Annotated in this window: 15 protein-coding genes; 4 read left to right on the top strand and 11 right to left on the bottom strand. The window is 68.3% G+C overall.

The features are described from left to right. Nucleotides 1-456: 456 nt before the first annotated feature. The 9 genes from XcodCFBP4690_RS17635 to XcodCFBP4690_RS17595 all read right to left on the bottom strand — a co-directional run bounded on the left by XcodCFBP4690_RS17635 (nucleotide 457) and on the right by XcodCFBP4690_RS17595 (nucleotide 11,862). Nucleotides 457-2,295 carry a DUF885 domain-containing protein gene (locus XcodCFBP4690_RS17635; RefSeq protein WP_146091949.1) on the bottom strand — a complete coding sequence of 613 codons (1,839 nt, stop codon included), beginning with the start codon at nucleotides 2,293-2,295 and terminating at the stop codon, nucleotides 457-459. Continuing rightward, a complete protein-coding gene (locus tag XcodCFBP4690_RS17630; RefSeq protein ID WP_146091948.1) occupies nucleotides 2,292-4,109 on the bottom strand; it encodes a DUF885 domain-containing protein in 1,818 nt (605 codons plus the stop codon). The genes XcodCFBP4690_RS17635 and XcodCFBP4690_RS17630 overlap by 4 nt, the downstream gene beginning before the upstream one ends. A 97-nt stretch (nucleotides 4,110-4,206) precedes the next feature. Then, complete coding sequence (locus XcodCFBP4690_RS17625; RefSeq protein WP_104542963.1) at nucleotides 4,207-5,406, bottom strand: M24 family metallopeptidase; 1,200 nt, start codon at nucleotides 5,404-5,406, stop codon at nucleotides 4,207-4,209. Continuing rightward, nucleotides 5,403-6,995, bottom strand: coding sequence for an aldehyde dehydrogenase family protein (locus XcodCFBP4690_RS17620; protein ID WP_104542947.1), 1,593 nt, complete (start codon nucleotides 6,993-6,995; stop codon nucleotides 5,403-5,405). The genes XcodCFBP4690_RS17625 and XcodCFBP4690_RS17620 overlap by 4 nt, the downstream gene beginning before the upstream one ends. A gap of 192 nt (nucleotides 6,996-7,187) precedes the next feature. Next, nucleotides 7,188-8,096: a dihydrodipicolinate synthase family protein gene (locus XcodCFBP4690_RS17615; RefSeq protein WP_104542945.1), complete on the bottom strand. Its 909-nt coding sequence runs from the start codon at nucleotides 8,094-8,096 to the stop codon at nucleotides 7,188-7,190. Further along, nucleotides 8,093-9,406 carry an NAD(P)/FAD-dependent oxidoreductase gene (locus XcodCFBP4690_RS17610; RefSeq protein WP_104542943.1) on the bottom strand — a complete coding sequence of 438 codons (1,314 nt, stop codon included), beginning with the start codon at nucleotides 9,404-9,406 and terminating at the stop codon, nucleotides 8,093-8,095. Before XcodCFBP4690_RS17610 ends, XcodCFBP4690_RS17615 begins: the two co-directional genes overlap by 4 nt. Continuing rightward, nucleotides 9,399-9,644, bottom strand: a complete 246-nt coding sequence (locus XcodCFBP4690_RS17605; RefSeq protein ID WP_104542941.1) for a 2Fe-2S iron-sulfur cluster-binding protein — start codon at nucleotides 9,642-9,644, stop codon at nucleotides 9,399-9,401. The genes XcodCFBP4690_RS17610 and XcodCFBP4690_RS17605 overlap by 8 nt, the downstream gene beginning before the upstream one ends. Then, a complete protein-coding gene (locus XcodCFBP4690_RS17600) occupies nucleotides 9,641-10,924 on the bottom strand; it encodes an NAD(P)/FAD-dependent oxidoreductase (RefSeq protein WP_167394690.1) in 1,284 nt (427 codons plus the stop codon). The genes XcodCFBP4690_RS17605 and XcodCFBP4690_RS17600 overlap by 4 nt, the downstream gene beginning before the upstream one ends. After that, nucleotides 10,924-11,862 carry a proline racemase family protein gene (locus XcodCFBP4690_RS17595; protein WP_104542939.1) on the bottom strand — a complete coding sequence of 313 codons (939 nt, stop codon included), beginning with the start codon at nucleotides 11,860-11,862 and terminating at the stop codon, nucleotides 10,924-10,926. The genes XcodCFBP4690_RS17600 and XcodCFBP4690_RS17595 overlap by 1 nt, the downstream gene beginning before the upstream one ends. Before the next feature lie 161 nt (nucleotides 11,863-12,023). On the opposite strand from XcodCFBP4690_RS17595, the gene XcodCFBP4690_RS17590 reads away from it, so the two are divergent. The 4 genes from XcodCFBP4690_RS17590 (at nucleotide 12,024) to XcodCFBP4690_RS17575 (ending at nucleotide 16,407) form a co-directional block, all read left to right on the top strand. After that, nucleotides 12,024-12,740 carry an AraC family transcriptional regulator gene (locus XcodCFBP4690_RS17590; protein ID WP_104542937.1) on the top strand — a complete coding sequence of 239 codons (717 nt, stop codon included), beginning with the start codon at nucleotides 12,024-12,026 and terminating at the stop codon, nucleotides 12,738-12,740. Between the two features lie 171 nt (nucleotides 12,741-12,911). Then, complete coding sequence (ftsY, locus tag XcodCFBP4690_RS17585) at nucleotides 12,912-14,588, top strand: signal recognition particle-docking protein FtsY (protein WP_146091947.1); 1,677 nt, start codon at nucleotides 12,912-12,914, stop codon at nucleotides 14,586-14,588. Nucleotides 14,589-15,035: 447 nt separating this feature from the next. Next, nucleotides 15,036-16,109, top strand: coding sequence for an A/G-specific adenine glycosylase (mutY, locus tag XcodCFBP4690_RS17580; protein WP_104542933.1), 1,074 nt, complete (start codon nucleotides 15,036-15,038; stop codon nucleotides 16,107-16,109). A gap of 19 nt (nucleotides 16,110-16,128) precedes the next feature. Then, complete coding sequence (locus XcodCFBP4690_RS17575) at nucleotides 16,129-16,407, top strand: oxidative damage protection protein (protein WP_104542932.1); 279 nt, start codon at nucleotides 16,129-16,131, stop codon at nucleotides 16,405-16,407. A gap of 123 nt (nucleotides 16,408-16,530) precedes the next feature. Here the strand turns inward: XcodCFBP4690_RS17575 and XcodCFBP4690_RS17570 are convergent, their stop codons facing one another. Further along, nucleotides 16,531-18,156 carry a hybrid sensor histidine kinase/response regulator gene (locus tag XcodCFBP4690_RS17570; RefSeq protein WP_104542930.1) on the bottom strand — a complete coding sequence of 542 codons (1,626 nt, stop codon included), beginning with the start codon at nucleotides 18,154-18,156 and terminating at the stop codon, nucleotides 16,531-16,533. A gap of 327 nt (nucleotides 18,157-18,483) precedes the next feature. Next, nucleotides 18,484-18,759 carry a hypothetical protein gene (locus tag XcodCFBP4690_RS17565; RefSeq protein ID WP_146091946.1) on the bottom strand — a complete coding sequence of 92 codons (276 nt, stop codon included), beginning with the start codon at nucleotides 18,757-18,759 and terminating at the stop codon, nucleotides 18,484-18,486. Between the last annotated feature and the right edge of the window lie 48 nt (nucleotides 18,760-18,807).

The raw sequence follows: 18,807 nt of genomic DNA, 5'->3' as shown, positions 1-18,807 counted from the left end.
CGCGGTCACTCAGACCTGTGGGCTATCGGTCGACCACGCCGGCTCTCGACGCCTAATCTGGCAGATCGCCAAGAGATAAGGGGCTCGAACGACATTCCTTCTCCCTGCGGGAGAAGGTGCCCCGAAGGGGCGGATGAGGGTACGGGCGCAGCCTCGTGTCCTTTCGACATTGCGCAGCTTCGCGCCGCACCCTCACCCCAACCCCTCTCCCAAAGGGGGAGGGGCTCGAACGACATTCCTTCTCCCTGCGGGAGAAGGTGCCCCGAAGGGGCGGATGAGGGTACGCGCGCAGCCTCGTGTCCTTTCAACCCTGCACAGCTCCGCCCCGTCCCCACACCCCAATCCCCGCTCCGCACCCCGCCCCGCGCTTGCGGCGCGGGCGCTCCAAGGCACGCGCGCCAGTGGCGCGCAAACTGCGCCTTCTCTCGCCAAGGGGAGAGAGGATTCACAGCATTGCTACTGCTCCGACACCTCCTGCGCCCAAGGCGACTTCCCGCCCTCGGCGATGAAACGGTCGATGCGTTGCTCCAGCACCGGGAGCGGCACAGAGCCGGTTTCCAGGATCGCGTCGTGGAAGGCGCGGATGTCGAACGTCTCGCCGAGCGCGGCTTCGGCCTTGTGCCGCAACTCGATGATCTTCAATTCGCCCAGGTAGTAAGACAACGCCTGCCCAGGCCAGGCAATGTAGCGATCCACCTCGGTGGTGACTTCGTGCTCGCTCAGCGCGGTGTTGTCGCGCAGATAGGCCTGCGCCTGTTCGCGCGTCCAGCCCTGGTGGTGAATGCCGGTGTCGATCACCAGCCGGCAGGCGCGCCACATCTGGTAGGTGAGATAGCCGAAGCGGTCATAGGGCGTGGCGTACATGCCCATTTCCTGGCCCAGGTACTCCGAATACAGCGCCCAGCCTTCGCCATAGGCCGAGATATAGCCGTAGCGGCGAAACGCCGGCAGGCCCTGCGCTTCGGCCGCCAACGGCATCTGCAGCGCGTGGCCGGGCGAGGATTCATGCAGGGTCAGTGCGGTCAGGTTGTACAACGGCCGCGATGGCAGGTTGTAGGTGTTGACCAGGTAGATGCCCGGTCCGCCGCGACCGCCGGTATAGAACGGCGCCAGCTCCGGCGGCACCGGCTCGATGGCGAAGCGGCGACGCGGCAGGCGGCCGATGTAATCGCCCACCTTGGCATCCACGCGCTTGGCGATCCATGCCGCCTGCTTGAGCAGCTCTTCCGGCGTCCTGGCGTAGAACTGCGGATCGGCGCGCAGGAACTGCAGGAATGCCGGGAACACGGCCTGCCCTGCCGGCGGCCTGAAGCCGCTCTCGGCGATGGTGGCGTCCATCTGCTTGCGCAGCTTGGCGACCTCCCGCAGGCCGATCTGGTGGATCTGCTCGGGGCTCAGGTCCAGCGTGGTGAACTCGCGGATCTGCGCGCGGTAATAGGCCTTGCCATCGGGCAGCGCCTCGCCGGCCAGCGTGCTGCGCGCGCGCGGCTGATACTCGTTGCGGATGAAGTCCAGCAGGCTGGCGTAGGCCGGCACCACCTGGGTGTCGATGGTTTGCACCGCCTGCTGCCGCAGCTGCGCCTGCACCGCAGCCGGCAGCGTGGCAGGCATCTGCTTGAATGGCGCGTAGAACGGATTGGCCTCCCCCCTGGCCTGCGCCACATCGGCGATGGATTGATCGCGCCCGCTCAGCGTGACCCTGGGCTGGCTGAAGCCGCGCGCAAGACCGGCACGCATGTTGTCGGTGTGCTCGGCGAAATAGCGCGGGATATCGGCCAGCATTTTCAGATAGCGCTGGTAGTCCTCACGCGTGCGCAACGTGGCCTCGGCGCTGAAGCCAAGATCGCTCCAGAACGCAGAGTCGCTGTTGAACGGCATTTCCCAGGCACGAAATCGTTGCTGGTCCAGCAGCACCTGCAGCTGCTGCCGATACACCTGGTAACTCACCCGATCTTCGGCCGACAGCTGCGCCTGGGGAATCGCATCCAGTTCGGCCAGCGCTTGCTGCCAGTACGCGGTGCGCTGGTTCTGGGTGGCGACATCGACCTTGGGCAGATGGTCGGACTGCGTGTCCTGCGTGGCCTGAGTGTCTTCATCCACCGCGCCGGACAACTGCGCCTGGCGCCAACGCCATTCGCGCGTGTACAGCGCCTTGAAGCGGGCCGCGGCCGTGTTCTGCGCGGTCGGCGCAAGCTCGGCTGCGTGCACCTGCAGCGGTGTCCCCACCACGCTGGCCGCGATCAGCAGGCTCAGCGCGCTGAGCCGCACCACGCTGCCGGCCGGCGACGCGCTCACTTGGCCGCTCCCGGTGCGGTCTTGGCCTGGGCAATCCACTGCCGCACGCGCTGCTGCAACATCGCCAGCGGCATTGCGCCGCCACCCAGCACGGCGTCGTGGAAGGCGCGAACATCGAAGCGATCGCCCAGCTCTTTCTCCGCTTCAGCGCGCAACGCCAGGATCTGCAGCTGGCCGAGCTTGTAGCCCAGTGCCTGGCCCGGCCAGACGATGTAGCGATCGGTTTCCGATTGAATGCTGGGTTCGTCGTCGGAGGGATGCGCGTGGAAGAACTCCACCATCTGCTGGCGGTTCCAGCGCTTGTAGTGCACGCCGGTATCCAGCACCAGGCGGTTGGCGCGCAGTAGCTCGCCGGACAGCCGGCCGTAATCGTTGTACGGGTCCTTGAAGAAGCCGATCTCCTTGCCCAGCCGCTCGGCATACAGCGCCCAGCCTTCGATGTAGGCGTTGTAACCGGCTTGCTGGCGAAACGGCGGCAACGGCAGCGTCTGCGCAAGCGAAATCTGCAGGTGATGGCCCGGCACGCCCTCGTGATAGGCGGTGGTTTCGATATTGACCAGGGTGCGGTTGGCGAAGTCGCTGGTGTTGACCTTCACGATCGCCGGCTTGGTGCCTTCGGGATTGCTTTGCCAGTATTCGGCGCCCGGCGCGGTGCGCCGGAATGCCGGCATCGCCTGCACCTCCAGCGGCGTCTTCGGCAGGTGCCCGAACAGCTTGGGCAGCTCCGGTTCCATTGCGGCGATGTACTGGCGGTACTGCTGCAGGATCTGCTCGCCGGAGCTGGCGAAGTGGCGTTTGTCGGTGTCCACCGCCTTGCGGAAGCTGGCCAGGTCGGCAAAGCCCTGCGCCTTGGCGATCACCGTCATCTCGGCTTCGATCCGCGCCACTTCCTGCAGGCCGATCTGATGGATCTGCTCCGGCGCCATGTCGGTGGTGGTCTGGGTGTGGATCGCGTAGCGGTAGCGGCGCTCGCCATCGGGCAGCGACCAGATGCCTTCGGAACTGCGGCCCTGCGCGGCGTACTCGTCGCGCACGAAGGCGGACAGCTTCGCGTAGGCCGGGCGGACCTGCTGGTCGATCGCGGCCAGCAACTGCTTGCGTAGCGCGGCGCGCTGCTCGGCCGGCACCGCGGTATCGAGTTTTTTCAAAGGCGAGGCGAACGGGCTCTGCTCGCCGGTGAGCGCCGCGATCTTGTAGATCTGCTCGGGCAAGCGCTCCAGCAGGTAACGCGGCTGCACCAACCCGTCCTTGGCCCCCTGGCGCGACACCTCGATGACCTGCTCGATGACGCTCGGAATGGCCTGCAGCCGCGCGATGTAGTCCTGGTAATCCTTGGCGTTTTCGAACGGAAACGCATCGCCATACCCGGCCAGCGCCAGTTGGATGCCGCCGACCGGCTCCAGCGGCATCGCATAGGTCTTCAGCTCGATGCCCTCCAGCCTGTCGCGCAGCTGGCCCAGCATCATCTGCAGGCTGAGCTGGCGTTGTTCGTCCAGCGCCTTGGCATCCACCGCTTCGAACTGCTCAAGCAGGTCGGCGGTCGCGGCGCGCTCGGCGTGCACGGCCGCAAGCGAATAATCGCTCCAGCGATCGTTGTAGCGCTTGTCGCCGATGATGCTGGCGAACTCTGGGTTGTGCTGCAGCTGGTATTGCCACTGCTTGTCCAGCAGCGCATCGAAGGCCTGAGCGGCCTGTTCGCTGCCGGTGGCCGGGGACGTGGCAGCCGACGTCTGCGGGGCTGGCGGCGCCGGCTTGCAGGCAGTGAACAAGGCGGCGGCCAGCAGGCCGATGGCGACAGGACGCAGATGCTTCATGCAGTGACTCCAGTAATGCGAAAACGGCGGAATGGCGTTATCGGGAGCGCCCGCCGCGCCCGGGTGCGCTCCGACACGTGCGTGAGCCCGTACAGGCTTACGCAAACGGTTGGTCGATCGCCGGCGACGGCGGCGTGAACCACTGCGCGCCGGCGTCGGTGACATGGAAATGGTCTTCCAGGCGCACGCCGAACTGCCCCGGCACCACGATCATCGGCTCGTTGCTGGCGCACATGCCCGGCTGCAGCGGCAGCGCATTGCCGCGCACCAGATACGGCGCCTCATGAATCGCCAGGCCGCAGCCATGGCCAGTGCGGTGCGGCAAGCCGGGCAACCGGTAGTCCGGCCCCAGGCCCGCCGCTTCCAGCACCGTGCGCGCTGCCTGGTCCACCGCTTCGCAGGCCACGCCTGGGCGGATCGCCGCGAATGCTGCGGCCTGCGCGGCCTGCTCCAGTTCCCAGATGCGCTGCTGCGCGTCGCTGGGCCTGCCATAGATCCAGGTGCGGGTGATATCGGAGTGGTAGCCCTGCACGGTGCAGCCGGTGTCGATCAGCACCAGCTCGCCTTCGCGCAGCTGCTGCACGCCGGGAATGCCGTGCGGAAATGCGGTGGCGTGGCCGAACTGCACGATGCAGAAGGTCGAACCGTTATCGGCGCCCAGCGCGCGATGCGCCTGGTCGATGAAGCGCACCAGTTGGTCGGTGCCGATGCCTTCGTGCGCGATGCCGGCGGCCAGGCGCTGTACCAGCAGGGTCATGTCGCAGGCCTGCTGCATCAGCGCCAGCTCGGCGGCCGACTTGCACAGGCGGCAGCCATCGATGATGCCGCCCGCGTCGCGGATGGCGGTGCCCAGGTGCGCGCGCAGGCCCGTGTGCACGGCAAACGCGATCCCCGGATCCAGCGCCAGCGCGTGGGCATGGCGATCGTCCATGACCTGCACCACCAGCGCATATGGGTCCTCGTGTTCTTCCCACAGGAACTTGGCCACCGGAATCTGCAGCACCGCGTCCAGCGAGCCCTCCTCGAAGGCCGGGCAGACCAGCGCCGGGTCGCCATCGAGGGTGAGCAGCATCGCCACCAGCCGTTCGCTTGCCCCCCACGGCACCCCGGTGAAGTAGCGCAGCGAGGTGCCGGCGCCGATCAACAGCGCATCCACGCCGTGCGCACGCATCAGACCACGTGCGCGCTCGATGCGCTGCGCATACTCATCGGCTGCGATCGGCGCGGCACGCTGCGTCCAGGGCGCCAGTTGCGCCTGTGCCTGCTCCAGCGACAGACCACCGATCTGGGTGCTCATGCGCCCGCTCCCACGTCGGCGCTGCTCCACTGCCCGTCCACCAGGCGCGCCACGCCGCCGGGATTGCGCTGGCGCAGTTCGATCGGCAACAAGGCGTCGGGCACGGCGTCGTAGCTGTGCAAGGCCGCAAAACGCCGGATCGCGCCGGGCATCCCCACCGCGGTGAAGCCCGGATGCCCGGTGCTCGGGAACGGCCCGCCATGATTCTGCGCCGCGCTCACCGCCACGCCGGTCGGCATCTTGCTGTTGATCAGCCGCCCCACCCGCGCGCGCAGCACCGGCGCGATCGCCTGCCAGGCGGCATCGTCGCTGCCATTGGCAGCGCGGTACAGCGTGCCGGTGAGGTTGCCTTCGAACGCGGCTGCCAGCTGCGCCATCTGCGCGGTGTCGCGTGCGCGCACCAGCAGGCTCACCGGCCCGAAGGCCTCGGTCTGCAGCGCCTGCGGATTGGCCAGGAAGGCCTGCGCGTCCACGCTCAGCAAGGTCGGCGCATAGCGAAACCCATCTTCGCCGGTATGTCCGCCGGCCAGCAGGGAAGCGCCCGCCTCACGCAGCGTCGCCACGCCGCGTTGCACGCCGTCCACCCCGGAGGCCGAGAACAGCACCATCGGCAACGCGGCATCGAAGTGCGCCTTGGTAGCGGCGACAAAGGCATCGCCTGCCGCGCCGTGCGGCACCACCGCCACCCCCGGATTGGTGCAGAACTGCCCGCTGCCCAGCGTGCACGAGGCAAAGAATTCCTGCGCCAGCGCATCGCCGCGCTCGGCCAGCGCGCCGGGCAATAGGAAGACCGGGTTGACGCTGGACAGCTCGGCATAGCAGGGCACGCCGGCTGCATCGGCAGCAGCCTTCAATGCCAGGCCGCCGGCGCGGCTGCCGGTGAAGCCGATCGCCCCCAGCCGCGCATCGCCGGCCAGCCGCAGGCCGGTGGCGTTGTCGAAGTGATACAGCAACTGCACCGCCGCAGCCGGCAGGCCCGCCGCAAGCAAGGCTGCGTGCGCAAGCTGCGCCATGCGCTGGCTGGTGGCCGGATGCAGCGGATGCGCCTTGGCGATCACCGGGTTGCGCGCGGCGATCGCCGAAGCGAAATCGCTGCCGGCAATCGCGTTGAACGCGAACGGGAAATTGTTCGGGCCAAACACCAGCACCGGCTTGCCCAGCGGCGCCAGATGCGAAAGCAGGTCGGCGGCGGTGTCGATGATGGGGTGGGTCCAGCTGTAGCTACGCACCGCCTTGGCCGCCTGGCGCAGCTGCCCGCTGGTGCGCGGCAACTCGTTGCCACGCAGGCGGGTGGGCGCCGGCAAGGCGGTTTCTGCATGCGCGAGTGCGACCAGGGTGTCGGCGTCGGCATCCAGCGCCTCGGCATAGCCCTCTAGGAACGCGGCGATGCGCTCGGCTGGTGCAGCGGCCAGTTCGGCCGCCACTGCCTGCGCGGCGCGCAGCGCGGTCTCGATGTCCTGGGCACCGCTGACCGGAAACAGCGGGCCGATCGGCTCGCCCGTGCTGGGATCGGCAGCGCGGAAGCTGCCGCTCGCTTGGCTGGGCTGCCATTGGCCGGCGAGCAGGATGGGTTGCAGCGTGTCGTTCATTGCGGCACCTTCGATTGCATGGACTGGGCTGCTGCGCGATGTACCGCAGCGGCTGAGCAGGGAGGCGATGCGCAGGTCGCACTGGGTGCGGCCTGCGCATCGATCGGGACACGACCGCCCTGCAGGCGGCTGCGTGCCGACGCGACACGCTGACAGAGTGTCGTGGCGCGCAGCGTCATGGTGCCTGCGCAATCACGACAGTTTGGGCGCGTGTGCGATGGCGTGGTCGATCACCTTCAGCGCCGCCTCGCGCTCGGCACCAGCCACCACCAGCCGCGGCGCACGCACCTGCTCGCTGCCCATGCCCACCTTTGCCTGCACCAGTTTGATCAGCTGCACAAAGGTAGGCACGGTATCCAGGCGCAGCAGCGGCAGGAACCAGTTGTACAGCTCCTTGGCCGCCGGGTAGCCGCCATCGCGCGCCAGCTCGAACAGGCGTACCGATTCTTTCGGATACGCATTGACCAGGCCGGCGATCCAGCCCTTGGCGCCCATGCTCAGGCCTTCGACGATGGCATCGTCCATGCCCACCAGCAGCGCCAGCCGATCGCCCAGCAGTTCCTGCAGGGCGGCAAAGCGGCGCACGTCGCCGGAGGATTCCTTCACTGCCTGCAGGTTCGGGAACTCGCCGGCCAGCTCGGCGATCTGCGCCGGGCCGAAATCGGTCTTGTAAGCCACCGGGTTGTTGTACAGGATCACCGGTAGGTCGGTCGCGCCGATCACCGCGCGCACATGCGCGCCCATCTCGCGCCAATCGGTGGAATACACGTACGGCGGCAACACCATCAATCCGCCGCAGCCGATCTCCTTGGCCGCCTTGGCCAGCGCCACCGCTTCGCCGGTCGCCAGGCTGGCGATACCCGGCACCACCGGCACGCGGCCGTTGAGGGCAGTGACCAGCGTGCGCAGGATCGCCAGCTTGTCGTCCACGCTCAAGGTGGCCGCCTCGCCCAACGAGCCCAGCGGCACGATCGCGGTGCAGCCGGCGTCCACCAGCTGGTTGGCGTGCTTGCCGAGGAAGTCGTGGTCGATCTCGCCCGAGGCGGTGAACGGGGTGGTGATGGCCGGCAACACGCCGTGCCAGAACGCAGCAATGCTCATGGGTGATTCCCTTGCGAGTCGGAAGTGAACGGGTCGGCCAGCGCCGCGAGGCGGACCGGGAACAACGGCGGCCGGCGGCCGGCGTCGGTGGAAAGATCGGGCAGGCAGTGGCCCAGTTCGGCCAGCGCGGTGCCGCAGATGCGGCCCTGGCAGGCACCCATGCCGCAGCGCGACGCCAGCTTGGCGTCGCGTGCATCGTGGAAGTTGTTCAGCGCACCCAGCGGCACGTCTTCGCAGCGGCAAACCAGGGTGTCCGGGCGCGCCAGGGTGTGGATGCGCCGGTCCAGCGCGAATTGCTGCTGCAGCAGTTGCGCAAACGCGCGCGCCGCACGTCGGCGCGGCTGCAGCCGCAGCGCCTCGTCCGGCGCGCCGGCGGCCATGTGTCCGGCCATCGCGCCTTCGACCAGCGCGCAATCGCGCCCGCCGATGCCGCAGGCTTCGCCGGCCGCGAACACCTGGGTGACGCTGGTGCGCAGCAAGGCATCCACCTGCACCTGCCGATGCGCACCGCAGGGCTCCAGCTGGCAGCCGAGCAATTGCGCCAGCTCGGTGTTGGGCACCAGGCCGTAGCCCACCGCGAGCTGATCGCAGGCAAGACGGCTGCGCCCGGCCGGCCCCTCCAGCTCCACTTCGCGCAACTGCGTATCGCCGTGCGCGGCCACCACCACGCTGCCGCTGCGATACCCGACCCGATGCAATTGCAGCCGCAGCGCCACCGCCTGCGCGGCCTTGCCCGGCCAGCGCCACAGCTGCGCGGCGAACCTGCGCAGTGCCGCCGCCGATGCCTGTTCGTGAATGCCCAGCACCGTGGCGCCATGCCGTTGCAAGGTCGCAGCGCTGGCCAACAGCAATGGCCCGCTGCCGGCCACCAGCACGCGCTTGCCGGCCAGCGGCCAGCCCTGCTTGGCCAGCGCCTGCGCCGCGCCGGCGCCGGTGACGCCGGGCAGCGTCCAGCCCGGAAACGGCAGCAACAGCTCGCGCGCACCGGTGGCCAGCACCAGGGCGGCGTAATGCAGTTGCAGCGTGCCGTCCGGGCCATCGGCCAGCAGCCATCCGGGCTGCGCCAGCACGATCTGCGTGCGCGCCAGCAGCGTGATCGAGGCGGTATCGCCCACCTGCTGCAGCAACGCGCGCGCATCCCGCGGTGCGCCGTGCCGCACATCGCTGCGCCACACCTGCCCACCCGCGCGCGGCTGCATGTCCACCACGCCCACGCGCACGCCGTGACTGGCCGCCGCCTGCGCCGCCGCCAGGCCTGCCGGCCCTGCGCCGATCACCAGCATATCGAAATGCAGCACGCGCTCAGCCATCGGTACGTAACTGCATGCCGTCGCGTGCCTCCACCAGGCAGGCGCGTTGCTGGCCGATCCCGTCGATGCGCACCCGGCATTCGAAACACACGCCCATGCCGCACAGCGGCGCACGCGGCTGCCCGCTGCTCGATTGCCGGAACTGCAGCGTGGCCTGCGCCACCGCGGCCGCCACGCTGGCACCGGCAGGCACCTCCACCGGCTGCGCATCCACCTGCAGGCGCACCGTCGCGCTCATGCGGCATGCCCCTGCACGGCGCGCGCCGGCGCATACGGCGCCGGGTCGATGGCAGGCGTGCGCCCGAGCAGGCTGTCCACGATCACCCGTGCGCTCCCCAGCGCCGTGGTGACACCCAGCCCCTCGTGCCCTGCCGCCACCCAGACATCGCGCCGGCCGGGCACCGCCCCAAGATACGGCCGCCCGTCCGGCGTGGCCGGACGCAGGCCTGTCCATACGCGGATGGCCTGCAGCTCGCGCAGCACCGGCAAATAGGCGAATGCACGCTGCAGCATGCGTTGCAGCACCGGCATCGACAGCGCGCGATCGTGCTCGCCGAACTGCCGCGACGAACCGATCAGCAATTGCCCGGTGGGCCGCGGCTGCACGTTGAAGGCCACGCTGGTGTCGTCGGCGCCATGTGCCGAATCGGCGTAGCCCAGTTCCAGCAACTGATGCCGGATCAGCCCGGGGTGGCGGTCGGTGATGACCAGGTGGCCCTTGCGCGGGCGCAGGGCCAGCTCCGGCAGCAGCTGCGGCAGCGCCACGCCGCTGGCCACCAGCACCGGCCCGGCCAGCTGCTGCCCATCGTCCAGGCGCACGCCCTGTTCCAGCAACTGCGCCACGCGGCGGCCAGCGAACAACTGCGCCCCCGCCGTGCAGGCCAGCCCCACCAGATGCCGGGCCACGCGCGGCGGGTACACCACCGCTTCGTCGGGTACCCGCATGCCGCCGGCCAGGCCCGGCACCAGCTGCGGCTCCAGGGCATACAGCTGCTGCGCATCGATGGCGTCAGCGTGCAGGCCGGCCGCTGCCAGCCGCGCGATCTTGGCCGGCACCGCCGCCAGCTCACGAGCATCGCGGGCCACCCACAAGGTGCCGCAACGGCTGAATTCGGCCTCGCTCAACGTAGCGAAGCGCTCCCACAGGCGCAGCGAATAGGCCGACAGCGCCAGCTCGGCCGGGTCGTCGTCCATCGCCACCAGATGGCCCATCGCCGCCGCGGTGGAGCCGCCGCCGATCGGCCCCGGCTCCACGATCGCCACACGCAGGCCCTCGCCCGCCGCGGCCTCGGCGCAGGCGGCGCCGACAATACCGGCGCCGATCACGATCAGGTCGTAACTGCGTCGGGTGGACGTGGCGGACGCTGCGGAATCGGATTCGGCACCCAATCCGGGCGTTGACGCCGACGCCGACGCCGACGCGGGCATCGGTGCAGATGTCCCGGCCATCGCAGCAGGCATCGCAGCGGCCGACAACGGGGCCGACGCAACCACCGGCGCGGGCCGCTGGACTTCCATCAGGCCACGATGCCCCAGGCGAACGGATCGGCCGGGTCGATGACCAGCTGCGAGCGCGCCGTGATATGCGCCTGCCCGCTGATGCGCGGCGCAATGCCACGCCCGCTCAGCCGATAACTGCCCTCGAAGGCGCTGCCCAGGATGCCTTGCTGCACCCAGCGCTCGCCTTCGCCCAGCTTGCCGTCGGCGGCCAGGCAGGCCAGCTTGGCGCTGGTGCCGGTGCCGCAGGGCGAACGGTCGTAGGCCAGCCCCGGGCACAGCACGAAGTTGCGCGCCACGCCGCTGCCGTCGGGCGCGGCGCCGTTGACTTCGATGTGATCGATTTCGCCCCCCGCCTCCCCCGTGATCCCGGCCGCTTCCAGCGCCAGCCGGATCGCCGCGGTGTACGCGGTGAGCTCGCGCTGATGCGCCAGGTCCAGCACGCACGGCGCCTGTTCGGTGATGAAGAACCAGTTGCCGCCCCAGGCCACGTCGCCGCGCACCCGCCCGTAGCCCGGCACGTCCACCTCCACCCCGGCGGCGGCGCGATAGCTCTCGACGTTGTCCACCCACACCGTGCCGTCGGCGGCCAGCTCCACCCCCACGGTGCCGACCGGGGTCTCGATGCGGTGCTGCCCTGGCCCGATCCGCCCCAGCTCCGCCAGCGTGCGCACCACCCCGATGGTGCCGTGGCCGCACATCCCCAGATAACCCACGTTGTTGAAGAAGATCACTCCGGTGCAGGCGCTCTGATCCCGCGGCGGCAGCAACAGCGCGCCCACCATGGTGTCCGAGCCGCGCGGTTCGCAGGCGATGGCGCTGCGCCAGCGATCGAAGTCGCGCCCAAAGCGCTCGCGACACTGCGCCAGGTCGCCCTCGCCCAGGTCGGGAAAGCCGGAGAGCACCACCCGGGTAGGTTCGCCGGCGGTATGGGAGTCGATGACGTCGATGGTGTGCATGGCCCATGCTCCCACCGCCGGCCCGCGAACGACTAGCGTGCAATGCGAAGTGAAAATGCGGAAATCCGCACAATCGACAAGCTGCTTCAGGGCCGCGCGTTTGCGCTAGGATCAATAACGGGCTGCACCTTTCGTACAGCCGTTCAACCGTGACTGCCACCATGACCCCGATGGACCTCAACCTTCCCGCGCTGGAAATGCAGACGCTGTTCGATGCACTGCCGGACGTGGTGTTCTTCATCAAGGATGGCGAAGGCCGCTACACCCACTGCAATCTCACCCTGGTGCGCCGGCTCGGGCGCAAGCTGCGCAGCGAGATCATCGGGCGCTCGCCGCTGGAGGTATTTCCGCTGCCGCTGGGCGGCAGCTACATGATGCAGGACCGTCGCGTGCTGCTCGGCGAACTCATCGACAACCAGCTGGAAGTGCACCTGTATCCCAACCGGTTGCCCGGCTGGTGCCTGACCTTCAAGCGCCCGCTGTGCGAGGCCAACGAGGTGATCGGCGTGGTCGGCATCTCGCGCGACCTGGGCCAGCCCGACAACCGCCATTCAGCCTATGAACGCCTCAGCCAGGTGATGGACCACATGCAGGCCAACTTCGGCGACAACCTGCGCGTGCAGGCCCTGGCCGACCTGGCCGGGCTGTCGGTGGCGCAGCTGGAACGGCACTTCCGCCGCGTGTTCCAGGTCACCCCGCAGCAGCTGCTGACCAAGCTGCGCATCGAATCGGCGATGCGGCTGCTGTACGGCGAGGACAGTATCGCCAGCATCGGCCAGCGCTGCGGCTTCGCCGACCAGAGCGCGTTCGCGCGCCAGTTCAAGGCCACCGTCGGCATGACGCCGCGCGATTATCGTGCCCTCAAGGGACAGCTGTAAGTCTGCATCCAAGCGCTGACACAAAGCTGGCACAAATGCCGAATTCGGCAGCATGACAGGGCTCGCTGACGTCATCCTTGCCGCCGGTCTCACAGCGCAGCACTGAAAGGCGCGTCAAGGTGCGCCGGGGCCCGGATGGTAGAATTCCCGGTTTCCCCTACTGCGTTGCCAATGGCCAGCTTTTTCCGCCGCAACAAGCCCACCACGCCCGACAGCTCGCGTACTTCGCGCTACAGCCTGGAAGAACTGGCAGCCGCATTCCCCACCGCGCCGGCTGCCGCCACGCCTGGCTCGCCGCTCGAGGCCATGCCGCCTGCGCAGACCGGCACAGCGCCGGCCATCGAAACGCCAGTAACGCCCGCGCCAGCCGCAGCGCCCGCGCCGATGGCGGACACCCCCAAGCCGGCTGTGACCCCGGCCGACGCGCTCGCGCGCGACATCGCGGCACGCACCGGCCAGGCGCAAAGCATCGCCGCGGTGCCGAGCGCGCCGGCGCCGCCTGCCGCAGCAGCACCGTCCGCCCTGCAGGCCCTGCCGGATCCGGCACCGAGCGCTGCGCCCACCCCGCCGACCCCGGTGGTGGTGGTTCCGCCGGTGGTCGTGCAGCCGCAGCATGTGCCGGACGCGCCTGCTGCCGCGCCCGCCCCTGCGGCAGCTCCCCCGACGCAGCCGGCAGCGCCAGCACCGGCCACCACACCATCGGGCGCCGCACCTGCTGCTGCCGTGCCCGCGGCCATCCCATCGGTCGCCGCTGCGCCGGCCATCGTGCCGCCGGCAGCAACCCCAGCGGCCTCCGCCGCCCCTGCCGCCGCTCCCGCGAGTACCGCTCCGGTGGTCACCGCACCAGCCATCGTCAGCAGTCCGGCGCCGGCCACGCAGGATGGCGACAGCATCGTCGGCCAGCACGATACCCTGCCCGCTGCGCCGGCCGGCAAACCCGGCTGGCGTGAGCGCCTGCGCAACAGCAGCTTCGCACGCAGCTTCGGTGGCCTGTTCTCGCGCAACCCCAAGCTCGACGACGACCTGCTCGACGAGATCGAAACCGCGCTGATCACCGCCGACGTCGGCATCGGCGCCACCACCGCGCTGGTGGAAGGCCTGCGCAAGCGCATGAAATCGCGCGAATTCGCCGACGCCCAGGCCCTGTTCAAGGCCTTGCGCGCCGACCTCATCGCGCTGCTGCAGCCGGTGTCCAAGCCGCTGCTGATCGACCGCTCGCTCAAGCCGTTCGTGGTGCTCACCGTCGGCGTCAATGGCGTCGGCAAGACCACCACCATCGGCAAGCTCGCCAAGCGCTTCAAGGACGAGGGCCACAGCCTGATGCTGGCCGCCGGCGACACCTTCCGCGCTGCCGCGGTGGCGCAGCTGCAGGCCTGGGGCGACCGCAATGGCGTGGCGGTGATCGCGCAGGGGCAGAACGCCGACGCCGCGTCGGTGGCCTTCGATGCGCTGCAGGCCGCCAAGGCGCGCGGTACCGATGTATTGATCGCCGACACCGCCGGCCGCCTGCACACCCAGACCGGCCTGATGAACGAACTGGGCAAGATCCGTCGCGTGCTCGGCAAGATCGACGCCGCCGCCCCGCACGAAGTGCTGATGGTCATCGACGGCACCACCGGCCAGAACGCCATTTCGCAGCTGCGTCAGTTCCATGCCGCGGTCGGCGTCACCGGCCTGGTGGTGACCAAGCTCGATGGCACCGCCAAGGGTGGCGTGGTGTTCGCGCTGGCACGCGAGTTCAACATCCCGATCCGCTTCGCCGGCATCGGCGAGCGCCCGGAGGACCTGCGCGTGTTCGATCCGGTGGCATTCGTGGATGCCTTGTTGCCGGAAGCCTTGGGCAGCTGATTGAGAGCCGGGACCCGGGACCCGGGACCGGGGACCGGGGACAGCACAGGCAGCGGTAACTGTCGTCGCCGCCTCACCACGCAATCGACGTAATGCCAGCCCGGCACGTTCTTGAAAGCCGTTCGCTTGGCTTGCGGCGGTTGCTGCAGGCACCGGTAGCGGTCGCGCGGATACAGCACGGTGACAAGGGCGCTGTACAGCATTGCTGCTGCCCACGTTGCACTTTTGCGCTCGCGGGAGGTAGTCACGGCAGACCGTCCGCACCTGGCCACTGCTCGCTACGTCCCGTTGGCCGCTCCAGGCCCCGCAGATCGCCGGGCGACGGCCACGGTGACGGTCCTGCACTCCGCACCATCGCCCGGCCGGCCGCGATGGCCGGCAAGGTATGTCATCGTCCGACGGTTCAAGCACGCCCCCAAGCCTTCCTCTTTCCAGCCAGCAGACCTCATGCCCGCCGACCCCGCCGCTTCTTCTTCCGACAGCTTCGTCGCTGCGTTGCTGCACTGGTTCGACGACCACGGCCGCCACGATCTGCCATGGCAGCATCCGCGTGCGCCATACCGGGTCTGGCTGTCGGAAATCATGCTGCAGCAGACCCAGGTTGCGGTGGTCATTCCCTACTTCCAGAAGTTCGTCGCGCGTTTCCCGACCCTGCCCGATCTGGCCGCCGCCGATAACGACAGCGTCACGGCGCACTGGGCCGGGTTGGGCTACTACGCGCGGGCGCGCAATCTGCATGCCGCCGCCCGGCAATGCGTCGCCTTGCACGGCGGCGAGCTGCCGCGCGATCTCGATGCCTTGCTTGCGCTGCCCGGCATCGGCCGCAGCACCGCCGGCGCGATCCTCAGCCAGGCCTGGAACGACCGTTTCCCGATCATGGACGGCAACGTCAAACGCGTGTTGACGCGCTTCCACGGCATTGCCGGCTACCCCGGGCTGCCGGTGGTGGAAAAGCAGCTCTGGCAGCTGGCGAGCATGCACGTTGCACAGGTTCCCGAGGGCCGCCTGGCCGACTACACGCAGGCGCAGATGGATTTCGGCGCCACCTTGTGCACGCGCGCCAGACCGGCCTGCATCGTGTGCCCGCTGCAGCAGGCGTGCGTCGCGCGCCGCGAAGGGCTGGTGGACGCATTGCCCACCCCCAAACCGGGCAAGGTGTTGCCCGAGCGCGAAGCCACGGCGCTGCTGCTGGAAAACACGCAGGGCGAGATCCTGCTGCAGCGCCGCCCGCCCACCGGCATCTGGGCCTCGCTATGGACGCTGCCGCAGGCCGACACCGACAGCGGCCTGCGCGCCTGGTTCGCCAGCCATATCGACGGCGACTACGAACGCGCCGACGCGCTGCCGCTGCTGGTGCATACCTTCAGCCATTACCGCCTGCATCTGCAGCCCTTGCGCCTGCGCAAGGTCGCGCTGCGCGCGGCGGTGCGCGACAATGACGACCTGCGTTGGGTGGCCCGCGCCGATCTCGCTTCGCTGGGCCTGCCCGCACCGATCCGCAAGCTGCTCGCTACGCTCTAATCGCTTCGAAGGAAATCGCATGTCCCGCACCGTGTTCTGCCAATACCAGCAATGCGATACCGAAGGCCTGGATTTCGTGCCCTATCCCGGCGAACTTGGCCAGCGCGTGTTCGCGCAGATCGGCAAGACCGCCTGGCAGGCGTGGCTGGCGCACCAGACCATGCTGATCAACGAAAACCGGCTGTCGCCGCGCGACCCCAAGCACCGCGCCTTTCTCGAGACCGAGCTGCAGAAGTTTCTGTTCGAGCGCAATGCCGACAAGCCGGAAGGCTATGTCGCGCCGCTGGGCGAGGAATAGTCAGGCCTGGATTCGGGATTCGGGATTCGGATCGAAGACGTCGGCCGCGATGGGGCGGAACCGCGGCAAGTGAATCTCTTGCTGAGAAGATCTGCCAAGTCGCTCGCGCCGGCTGCCGCCGCCTCAACCCACGCCAGTGGGCCCATCCAGCAGCATGCGGATGCGCTTGAGCAATTCCTTCTGCGTGTACGGCTTGTTGACCACATCGAACTCCGCTCCGCCCACATCGGTGCGCTGGATGCTGGCATCGGCATAGCCGGTGGTCAGCAATACCTTGATCCTTGGCAGCATGCGTCGCGCCTCGCGCGCGAGCACCACCCCGTTCATGCCACCGGGCATGATCAGGTCGGTGAACAAGGCATCCACCTCCGGGTGCTGCTCCAGCAGCTCCACCGCCTCGCGCCCGCTCGACGCAGAGAGGATGCGGTAACCGGCGTTCTCCAGGAACATCCTGGCCACCACCGCCACGTCCTGCTTGTCTTCCACCACCAGGATGGTCTCATTGCCACCCTTGTCGATCGCACGGCTCTTGGCCAACTGCAGATCGTTCTCGAACTCGCTGGACGCCGGGAAATACAGGCGCACCGTGGTGCCCTCGCCCACTTCGCTGTAGATGCGCACGGTGCCGCCGGATTGCTTGACGAAGCCATACACCATCGACAGCCCCAGGCCGGTGCCCTGGCCTTCGTCCTTGGTGGTGAAGAACGGCTCCATCACCCGGCTGGCCACTTCCGGCGGCATGCCCGAACCGGTGTCGCTGACCGCAATGCTGACGTAGCGGCCGGGTGCCAGCTGGTGGTGCATCGCCAGATCGTGATTGGTGATCTCCACGTTCTGCGTCTGCACGGTGACTTCCTTGCGCTCGGACTGCGCCATCGCATCGCGCGCGTTGATCAGCACGTTCAATAGCGCCACTTCGGCCTGCGTGGTGTCGATCTGGCAATTCCACAAACCCCCTTCCAGCGACTGCCGCAAGCTGATGCCGCCGCCCAGCGCGCGCTCGGCCATGTTGTTCATGCCCGACACCAGGCCATTGAGATTGACCACCCGCCCGCGCAACTTCTGCTTGCGCGAGAACGCCAGCAACTGCTGGGTGAGCGTGGCGGCCTTGGCGGCCGCGGTTGCGGCATGCTCGGCACTGAAGGCGATGCGCTCGGCATTCTTTGCGGCGTCGCCGGACGCCATCATCTGGATCACCTCCAGATGCCCGGACATTACCTGTAGCAGGTTGTTGAAATCGTGCGCGATTCCGCCGGTCAACTGCCCCAGCGCCTCCATTTTCTGCGCCTGGCGCAGCGCGTCTTCGGCATCGCGGCGTCGGCTCACATCCAGCTGCGAGCCGAAGAAGTACACCAGGTTGCCCTGATCGTCGAATACCGGCGAGACGAACAACGCATTCCAGAACGAGGAGCCGTCCTTGCGGTAATTCAGCACTTCGGTGGCGAATTCGCGGCGGTTCTCGATCGACTCGCGTACGTCCTGCACGCTGGCCGGATCGGTCTCCGGGCCCTGCAGGAAACGGCAGTTGTTGCCGATGATTTCCTCGGCCGAATACCCGGTCATTTCCAGGAAGGCGCGGTTGGCGAACACGATCGGATTGTCCGGCAGATGCGGGTCGGTCACCGTCATCGGCATGCGCGTGGTTTCCACCGCAGCAAAGAAGATGTCCGAGCGGTGCTTCTCGACCGGCAGGCTGCGAGTTTCGCTGATCATGGGCGCTCGCAGCTCCTGGTGACGGGAATCGTTCAAGTGGTGTTCTCCGCGGGGGCCATTCCCGTTTCCGCAGTTTAGTTGGCTGCAGTGAGTCGATTCCTCACATAGATGAGCCTTTCCCATACGACCACGCCCATCCATGCAACCGAATCGGCCGCTACCCCACACAGCCGAATCCACGGCATCGCATGCACGCAACGCTCACAAGCATCCATCTGCAGGCGCTCTCGGCTTTCGGCATGGACGCATCATTGCCATTGCCTGGTCCATGTCGAGGGGGCACGCATTGACGCCAGGTTGCCCATCGAATCGACTGATTTACAACTGCAGCCATCGCACCCGCCGCGCCACGGCGGGGCGCAGCTACTCGCCTGCGGTTTCACCGAGGCGGTATTCCTTCGGATTCAGAAATTCCGCCAGGCACGAGCCCACCCGCAAGGCCTGCTCGCGCGCATCGCCCCGATAGTCGCCCTCTCCGGCACCTTCGATCGTGGCGATCGGCGCGCTGCGGTCGCGGTGATAGACGAACGCAGTCGAAAACCACCGGGTTTCGCCGGGTGCCTGACTTTCCATCGTTTCCACGCGAAATTCGCCGCAGTAGCCGTGGATCAATGTGCGTCGAAGGGTGTTGTGGGTCATGCGCAAAGTATCGCCACGCCGGGTTGAAGATCGCGTGGAAAACCAGGC

Origin of the sequence: Xanthomonas codiaei (genome assembly GCF_002939785.1) — a bacterium.
Lineage (GTDB): Bacteria > Pseudomonadota > Gammaproteobacteria > Xanthomonadales > Xanthomonadaceae > Xanthomonas > Xanthomonas codiaei.
The sequence above is the reverse complement of the archived record's forward strand: the minus strand, read 5'-3'. Positions and strand labels throughout refer to the sequence as shown.

Excerpts from the sequence above, each read along its gene's own strand:
- XcodCFBP4690_RS17590 (WP_104542937.1), top strand. The coding sequence starts at position 12,024 with ATGACCCCGATGGACCTCAACCTTCCCGCGCTGGAAATGCAGACGCTG.
- XcodCFBP4690_RS17620 (WP_104542947.1), bottom strand. The coding sequence starts at position 6,995 with ATGAACGACACGCTGCAACCCATCCTGCTCGCCGGCCAATGGCAGCCC.
- XcodCFBP4690_RS17600 (WP_167394690.1), bottom strand. The coding sequence starts at position 10,924 with ATGGAAGTCCAGCGGCCCGCGCCGGTGGTTGCGTCGGCCCCGTTGTCG.
- XcodCFBP4690_RS17615 (WP_104542945.1), bottom strand. The coding sequence starts at position 8,096 with ATGAGCATTGCTGCGTTCTGGCACGGCGTGTTGCCGGCCATCACCACC.
- ftsY (WP_146091947.1), top strand. The coding sequence starts at position 12,912 with ATGGCCAGCTTTTTCCGCCGCAACAAGCCCACCACGCCCGACAGCTCG.
- XcodCFBP4690_RS17565 (WP_146091946.1), bottom strand. The coding sequence starts at position 18,759 with ATGACCCACAACACCCTTCGACGCACATTGATCCACGGCTACTGCGGC.
- XcodCFBP4690_RS17595 (WP_104542939.1), bottom strand. The coding sequence starts at position 11,862 with ATGCACACCATCGACGTCATCGACTCCCATACCGCCGGCGAACCTACC.
- mutY (WP_104542933.1), top strand. The coding sequence starts at position 15,036 with ATGCCCGCCGACCCCGCCGCTTCTTCTTCCGACAGCTTCGTCGCTGCG.
- XcodCFBP4690_RS17610 (WP_104542943.1), bottom strand. The coding sequence starts at position 9,406 with ATGGCTGAGCGCGTGCTGCATTTCGATATGCTGGTGATCGGCGCAGGG.
- XcodCFBP4690_RS17605 (WP_104542941.1), bottom strand. The coding sequence starts at position 9,644 with ATGAGCGCGACGGTGCGCCTGCAGGTGGATGCGCAGCCGGTGGAGGTG.
- XcodCFBP4690_RS17630 (WP_146091948.1), bottom strand. The coding sequence starts at position 4,109 with ATGAAGCATCTGCGTCCTGTCGCCATCGGCCTGCTGGCCGCCGCCTTG.
- XcodCFBP4690_RS17575 (WP_104542932.1), top strand. The coding sequence starts at position 16,129 with ATGTCCCGCACCGTGTTCTGCCAATACCAGCAATGCGATACCGAAGGC.
- XcodCFBP4690_RS17625 (WP_104542963.1), bottom strand. The coding sequence starts at position 5,406 with ATGAGCACCCAGATCGGTGGTCTGTCGCTGGAGCAGGCACAGGCGCAA.